Below are 7,147 nucleotides of genomic sequence, written 5' to 3' on the forward strand. Positions count from 1 at the left end.
GACACATATCATGGCGAAGACCACTAAGGCAGGGCCGGTTCGGCCCGGCGGAACCATCGGCATTCTCGGAGGCGGTCAGCTCGGCCGCATGATCGCGCTCGCCGCGGCAAATTACGGTCTCAAAGTCCACGTCTACGCGCCGGATGCCGATAGCCCGGCCTTCGACGTCTGCAGCGCGACAACGGTCGCTCCCTACGAGGATGCGCAGGCGCTGGCGGCCTTCGCCGATAGTGTCGACGTCGTCACCTACGAGTTCGAGAATATCCCGCACGCTACCGCCGAGATTCTGGCGCGGCATGCTCCGCTGCACCCGAACCCACGCGCCCTGCTGACCACGCAGGACCGGCTCGCGGAGAAGCGTTTCGTCAACGGCCTCGGCATCCCGACGGCGCCGTTCCGTTCCGTCGACACGGTGCAGGACCTGTCGGACGCCCTCGACGCCCTAGGCTTCCCCGCCGTGCTGAAGACCCGGCGCTTCGGCTATGACGGCAAGGGCCAGCGCATGATCCGCGATGGTGACGACCTTGCTGCGATCCTCGCCGGATTCGGCGGTGTGCCTTGCATCCTCGAAGGCTTCGTACCCTTCGAGCGCGAGATCTCCGTCGTTGCCGCGCGCGGAACCGATGGCAGATTCGCGGCCTACGATCCCTGTGCCAACGAGCACGAGAACCACATCCTTGCCGTGACCCGCGTCCCGGCCCCGGGCCTCGCCCGCGAGACCGGCGACGCAGCGGTGAGAATCGCACGGCAGATTGCCGAGGCGCTCGATTATGTCGGAGTTCTCGCCGTCGAGCTCTTCGAGGTTGCCGGCCCGGCCGGCGCTGCCCGGCTCGTCGTCAACGAGATCGCACCGCGGGTCCACAATTCCGGCCATTGGACCATCGAGGGCGCGCTGACCTCACAATTCGCGCAATGCGTGCGCGCCGTCTGCGGGTGGCCACTCGGCGACTCGTCACGCACCGGCAGCCTCGACGTCGAGATGCACAACCTGATCGGCGACCAGGCCGACGACTGGCAGAGGCTCCTCGCCGAGCCTGGCGCCCATCTGCATCTTTACGGCAAGGGTGACGCTCGGCCGGGCCGCAAAATGGGGCACGTCACCCGGCTGGTCCGGCCCCGCGAGTCGTAGCCCACGCGCCACAGCCGGGCGCGTTTCGCCTCTCAAAGGTCCCAGAACGCCCTCTGCCGCCGAGGGGGCCACACCTTCGCCACATCGAACAGTTTCAGCGGCAAAGTCGCGCCGCCTTAAGTGCGCGTTCACCGCATCCGGCGAACGTGCACTTGCACTTCCGACCTACGTCGAGAGCGCGACGGGATCGTAGACAGTGTCGGCCGGACGCGATGAGCGCAGGATGGCCGGAGGGGGAGCGGGTCGATGACGTCCATGAAGCCGAGGACGCACCACGTTGGACTTGTCGGCGCGCTGGCGCTGACGGCAGTCGCACTGGCAGGCTGCGAGACCTACAGCGCCGGCTCGCCGCGTCAGTACGCCGTACTTGAGGCGGCTGACACCACCAGTGCCACGAACACCAACATCAACTCGCTCAGCGAGGTGATCTCGCGCAATCCGAATGATGCTGGCGCCTACGTTACCCGCGGCGCGGCCTATGCCCGCGCAGGTCAGTACGGCGACGCGATCGGCGACTTCTCGAAGGCGATCCAGATCGATCCGAATTCGTCCTCGGCCTATAACAACCGCGCGCTGGCCTATCGCCAGACCGGTCGCAACGACGCCGCCCTGCAGGATTTCTCGAAGGCGATCGCCATCGATCCGAACTTCGCCGCCGCCTATATCGGCCGCGCCAACCTTGAGCGCGCGCAAGGGGATCTTGGTGGTGCGCTGAACGACCTCAACGTCGCGATCCGCCTCAACCCGGAATCAGCCGAGGCCTATCACGCCCGCGGTCTGGTCCGCCAGAAGCAGGGCCACGATGCCGACGCGATCGGCGACTTCGCCGCCGCTATCGACCGCAACCCCTTCGTCTCGGCGCCCTACGCGGCTCGCGGTCAGAGCCTGATCGCCACGAATCAATACGACAAGGCAATCGAGGACTACAACGCGGCCCTCAACGTGAATTCGAAGGACGCAAATTCCTGGGCCTATCGCGGGCTCGCCTACGAGAAGACGAACCGCAAGAAGGAAGCTCGCGAGAGCTACACCCAGGCCTCATCGCTCGACCCGAACAACGTGGTCGCCAAGCAGGGTATCAGCCGGATGTCGGGCAGTATTTTCTAGGCTTTTTGGACGAACCTGAAACGAGAAGGGCAGCGGATCATCCGCTGCCTTTTTCATGTCAGCCTGCATTGCGAGCGTGGCGAAGCAATGATGGAGGCGAACCCTCAGCGGTCCATCAGCTCCGGCCGACGGTGCTCGCAGGCGATGCGGCGGACGGTGCCGGTGTTGGAGCGGTAAACCACCGTCTCGGTCTCGATAATTCCGGGCTTGAAGCGTACACCGCCGAGCAGCGCCCCGTCGGTCACGCCGGTCGCAGCGACAATGACGTCGCCACGCGCCATGTCGCGAATGTCGTATTTTCGGTTCGGGTCCGTGATGCCCATCTGGGCAGCCCGCGCCCGCTTGTCGGCGCTGTCGAGGATCAGGCGGCCCTGCATTTGGCCGCCGATGCAGCAGAGCGCACTGGCCGCGATTACGCCCTCAGGGGCCGCGCCTGAGCCGAGGTAGATGTCGACGCCGGTCTCTTCGGGAGCCGTGGTGTGGATGATGGCGGCGATGTCGCCGTCCGAGATCAGGCGAACGCCCGCCCCCGTCGCGCGCACGGCGGCGACGAGATCGATGTGGCGAGGCCGGTCGAGGATGATCGCAGTGAGTGCGGAGGGCTCGACACCTTTCGCTTTAGCTAGGGCGGCGATGTTCTCCGCTGGGGTCTTGTCGAGATCGATCGTGCCTATCGGATAACCGGGACCAATGGCGATCTTCTGCATGTAGACGTCAGGCGCGGCGAGCAGCGTGCCCTTCTCGGCGAGCGCCATCACGGCGATGGCACCCGGCATGTCCTTCGCACAGAGTGTCGTGCCTTCCAGCGGATCGACCGCGATGTCGACCTCCGGGCCATTCCCGGTACCGAGCACCTCGCCGATGTACAGCATCGGTGCCTCATCTCGTTCGCCCTCGCCGATTACGACGGTGCCCACGATAGGCAGGCTCTCAAGCTCGGCGCGCATGGCATCGACGGCCGCTTGGTCGGCCTCGCGCTCCTTGCCCTGGCCACGCAGTCGTGCCGCGGCGATAGCTGCCCGCTCCGTGACGCGCACAAGCTCCAGCGTCAGCCCCCGCGCGGAGCGGTCGCTGAAGATCCCGGTATCGGCCAAGGGCATTGTGATTCCGTCCCTTTTGATTCTGTGGGCCGGCCGTTCCCCGGTCAGTCCCTTATTCGCGCTCGATGCGGATAAGCTGCGGCGCTTCCGCCAGCAGACCATCCGCAGCGATGGCGTCAAGGGCCGCGCGGATGTTCCCCTCGGTTGCCGCGTAGGTGATCAACACCAACGGCACCGGCTGGCGCGCCAGGCCGCGCGGATCGCTAGAGGCGGCCTTGGCATCAGCCGGCTCGGCCTTGGCCGAGCGACGCTGCACGATGCTCTCGATGGAGATTTCGCGCTCGGCCATGCGGGTGGCCACACCCGCCGCCACGCCGGTGCGGTCGTGCACGGTGAGACGGATGTAGTAGCCTCCCTCGTGGCGCTGCATCTCCACGCGGCGCGGCGCGGCGAGCCGTGCTACGGGCTGGCCGAAGGTTGGGCGCATCAGGCCCAAGGCCGTGTCGGCGATATCGGCGACCACCGCCGAGGCCGTGGCGTCGCCGCCGGCACCAGGACCGATCAGGGTCAGCTCCTTCACGGCGTCGGCGTCGATAGTGACGGCATTGGTCACGCCCATCACCTGCGCAATGGCCGAGCCCTTCGGCACCATGGTCGGGTGCACGCGCTGCTCGATACCGGCCTCTGTCGCCTGAGCGACACCGAGCAGCTTGATGCGGTAGCCGAGTTCGTCGGCCATGGTTAGGTCGAGCGGCTGGATCGCGGAGATACCCTCCACCGAGACGCCTTCGACATCGATCTCGACACCGAAGACGAGGCTCGTGAGGATGGCGAGTTTGTGGGCCGTGTCGAAGCCCTCGACGTCGAAGGTCGGGTCGGCCTCGGCATAGCCCAGGGCCTGGGCGTCCTTCAGGCAGGCCTCGAAGGTCAGGCCCTCCGCCTCCATCCGGCTGAGGATGTAGTTGCAGGTGCCGTTCATGATTCCGTAGACGCGGCTCACGGAATTGCCGGCGAGGCCCTCACGGATCGCCTTGATGACCGGGATTCCGCCGGCCACCGACGCTTCGTAAGCGAGCGACACGCCGCGGGCCTCGGCCTCCTTGGCGAGCGCGTTGCCATGGTGCGCAAGCAGCGCCTTGTTGGCAGTGACGACGTGCTTGCCGGCGGCGAGTGCCGCCTCAACGATGTCCTTGGCCGCGCCCTCCGAGCCGCCGACCAACTCGACCACGCAATCGACATTCTCCGAACGCGCCAGCGCAACGGGATCGTCGAACCATGTGATCCCGGCGAGGTCGATGCCGCGATCGCGCTTCGGATCGCGGGCCGAGACGGCGGTGACGGTGATCGTGCAGCCGGTCGCCGCCGACAGCGCCTCGGAGCGGCGCGCGATCATCCGAACGACGGAGGCACCCACCGTGCCGAGCCCAGCAATACCGAGGCGCAGGGTCCGCGCTCCGTCGCTCGAGGCCGAGCGCGGTGAGAGGATGCGGGCGAGCAGGCTCATGGTGGTCATTCCAAGTCGCGCGGCCATCGCACGGCCGAAGGGTGACGCGCTGTAACGCGACCGGGACTGGGATGGGAAGATGCTGTGGTGCGGAAGCTGCTCAGCAGCGGCCAATCCCCTTCAGGCTCCTCGCGACCCGGGCGACGATCGGGTCGAAGGCGACCTTGGCGGTCGCGTCGTACTCGAGCCGGACATAGGCTGCCTGGTCCTTGCAGCGCGGAATTGCACGGACATAGACGATGCGGTCGCCCTTGCTGCCCGACCAAGCAGCTCCGCTGGCCGTCACCGAACGGTAGGCGACCTTCCAGCCGTCGCGGATGGTGCCGGCGATCCGCGCGACGACATCCTGCCGGAAGGTCTCATCGAGCAGGTTCGCGCCCCAGACCGAGAATTCCGCATGCCCTTGTGGCGAGGATGATCGGCCACCGTCGCCGTTCTCGGCCTCCCGGATCGGAGGGAAGCCTGGCGGCAGGTCGATGCGATATCCGAACCGCCCATTGCCGTAGGCTGTCCAGGACGCACCGAGCGCCGAGGAGGAGGCAGTCACAGCAAGGAACGCGGCGACGGCACGGGCGATCATGGGTGACCTCAATCCGCGCGGTTGGCGCCTCGCAGCCGCATGCTCGGTACCCTTATCTGCTTTATCGATATCCACGGCTGAGCTTCGAACGGCTCATCGGCTCCAAGAATGAAGCATCGGCAAGGTCTAATGAGTGCAGCCGCGCGGAGGCGCCATCCGCAGTCAAAACGAGTCAGCCCACACGCGCAAGGTGGCAACGCTGCTGTCCAAGCCAGACTTAAAGGACCGTTAACTGGACCGGGCTAGCCTTAGCGAAACGTTTCTTTAATCCCGTCCGGTCCCGCATGCGCTCGCTCCGACGTTCCGCATCGCCGTACGATACCTTCGTCGACAGCTTCCGCCCGTTCATGGCGAAGCGACTGACGGAGTTCGGCGGCCTCGTCCTCTTCGCCGGAGCCATGGCCATGATCGTGGCGCTGGCGACGTGGTCGATCGACGACCCGAGCCTCAACCATGCCACCGAACGAGCTGCACACAATGTGCTCGGGCGCGCGGGCGCGGCGGTCTCCGATCTCGCCATGCAGCTCCTCGGGCTCGGCTCCCTCGCTTTTGCCCTGCCACCGGTGCTCTGGGGCGCCCGGTTGATGCGTGAGCACAATCTGCCGCGCGGCGGGTTGCGGCTCGCCCTCTGGGTGATTGGATTTCTTGCCTCCAGCGCCGTCGCGAGTGCCCTGCCGCCGACAGCGAGCTGGCCACTTCCGACGGGCCTCGGCGGCGTCGCGGGCGATGCGCTGCTTTCGGTCGCGCGGCTCGTGGTTGGCGCCATCGCCGGGCCGGCAGCGGCCCTCGTCGGCATCCTCTACGCCGCTATCGCCATCCTCTCGCTCACCGGCGCATGCCGCGCTGGCATCGGCGAGGAGGAAGAGGACTTTGAGGAGCCCGTATACGCCAACGATCGCCAGTCTCGGCACGACGCCGACGAGCCAAGCCTCGGCATCCTGTCACTCGGTGCCCTAGCCCAGGCCGTGATGAACGGCCGCCAAGCGCTGCGCGCGCGGCTGACCAATTTCCAAGCGGGCCGGCAGGTCGACGACCTCGCCTATGCTGGTTCGTCGCCCGGCGCCATCGCGGCCCGCCGCGCCTTCGAGGACGATCCGCCTTGGGCCACGCAGGCGCAGGAGCGCGTGCAGAGCGTTGGCGCGCGGCGCGAGCCGACCTTCGACGAACGCAGCGAGCGCCGGGACGAGCGCTTCGAACACGCGGCGGAGGCGCCCGCTCCGCAAGCCAGCTCGCGGCGCATGCCGGCCGCGCAGGTCCAGCCGGACGACGAGGGTGAAGACTTCGAGGAGCCGCCCCAGGCTCCGCGCGGCCGCGTCTCCGCTCCGCTGCCGCCGGCCCCGCCGGCCAGTCCGCGACCGATGCCGCGTGGCGAACCAAGTGAGTATCGTCACCCTGCTCTCGAACTTCTCGCCCTGCCGCGCCCCGCTGCCCCGGGTAGCGAAATCTCCGCCGATGCGCTTGAGCAGAACGCGACGCTGCTCGAAGCGACGCTGTCCGATTTCGGCGTGCGCGGCGATATCCTGGCCGTTCGTCCCGGCCCGGTCGTGACGTTGTACGAGCTGGAGCCCGCCCCCGGCACCAAATCGAGCCGCGTGATCTCGCTCGCCGACGACATCGCCCGCTCAATGTCGGCGATCTCGGCCCGCGTTGCCGTCGTGCCCGGACGCAACGCCATCGGCATCGAGTTGCCGAACACGAAGCGCGAGACGGTCTTCCTGCGCGAGCTCCTCGCCTCGCAAGATTTCGTGGGGACCCAACAAAAGCTCGCCTTGTGCCTCGGCAAGAAC

General features: G+C 67.2%; 6 protein-coding genes. 3 read left to right on the top strand and 3 right to left on the bottom strand.

Annotation, left to right across the window (positions count from 1 at the left end; genetic code table 11):
• Positions 1-10: 10 nt before the first annotated feature.
• Together MGN01_RS16975 and MGN01_RS16980 are read left to right on the top strand one after the other, a co-directional pair.
• Positions 11-1,129 carry a 5-(carboxyamino)imidazole ribonucleotide synthase gene (locus tag MGN01_RS16975; RefSeq protein ID WP_147048012.1) on the top strand — a complete coding sequence of 373 codons (1,119 nt, stop codon included), beginning with the start codon at positions 11-13 and terminating at the stop codon, positions 1,127-1,129.
• 246 nt (positions 1,130-1,375) lie between these two features.
• Positions 1,376-2,236, top strand: coding sequence for a tetratricopeptide repeat protein (locus MGN01_RS16980; RefSeq protein ID WP_147048013.1), 861 nt, complete (start codon positions 1,376-1,378; stop codon positions 2,234-2,236).
• A gap of 104 nt (positions 2,237-2,340) precedes the next feature.
• On the opposite strand, the gene glpX is transcribed toward MGN01_RS16980, so the two are convergent.
• The 3 genes from glpX to MGN01_RS16995 form a co-directional block, all read right to left on the bottom strand.
• A complete protein-coding gene (gene glpX, locus MGN01_RS16985) occupies positions 2,341-3,336 on the bottom strand; it encodes a class II fructose-bisphosphatase (RefSeq protein WP_147048014.1) in 996 nt (331 codons plus the stop codon).
• Between the two features lie 52 nt (positions 3,337-3,388).
• Positions 3,389-4,780, bottom strand: coding sequence for a homoserine dehydrogenase (locus tag MGN01_RS16990; RefSeq protein WP_147048020.1), 1,392 nt, complete (start codon positions 4,778-4,780; stop codon positions 3,389-3,391).
• Between the two features lie 100 nt (positions 4,781-4,880).
• Entirely contained in the window at positions 4,881-5,360 is a 480-nt protein-coding gene (locus MGN01_RS16995) for a hypothetical protein (RefSeq protein ID WP_147048015.1), read from the bottom strand.
• A gap of 284 nt (positions 5,361-5,644) precedes the next feature.
• Here MGN01_RS16995 and MGN01_RS17000 point away from each other — a divergent pair.
• The coding region (locus MGN01_RS17000) for a DNA translocase FtsK (RefSeq protein ID WP_147048016.1) at positions 5,645-7,147 on the top strand (1,503 nt) is incomplete at its 3' end.

The organism is Methylobacterium gnaphalii (assembly GCF_007992215.1).
Classification (GTDB): Bacteria; Pseudomonadota; Alphaproteobacteria; order Rhizobiales; family Beijerinckiaceae; genus Methylobacterium; species Methylobacterium gnaphalii.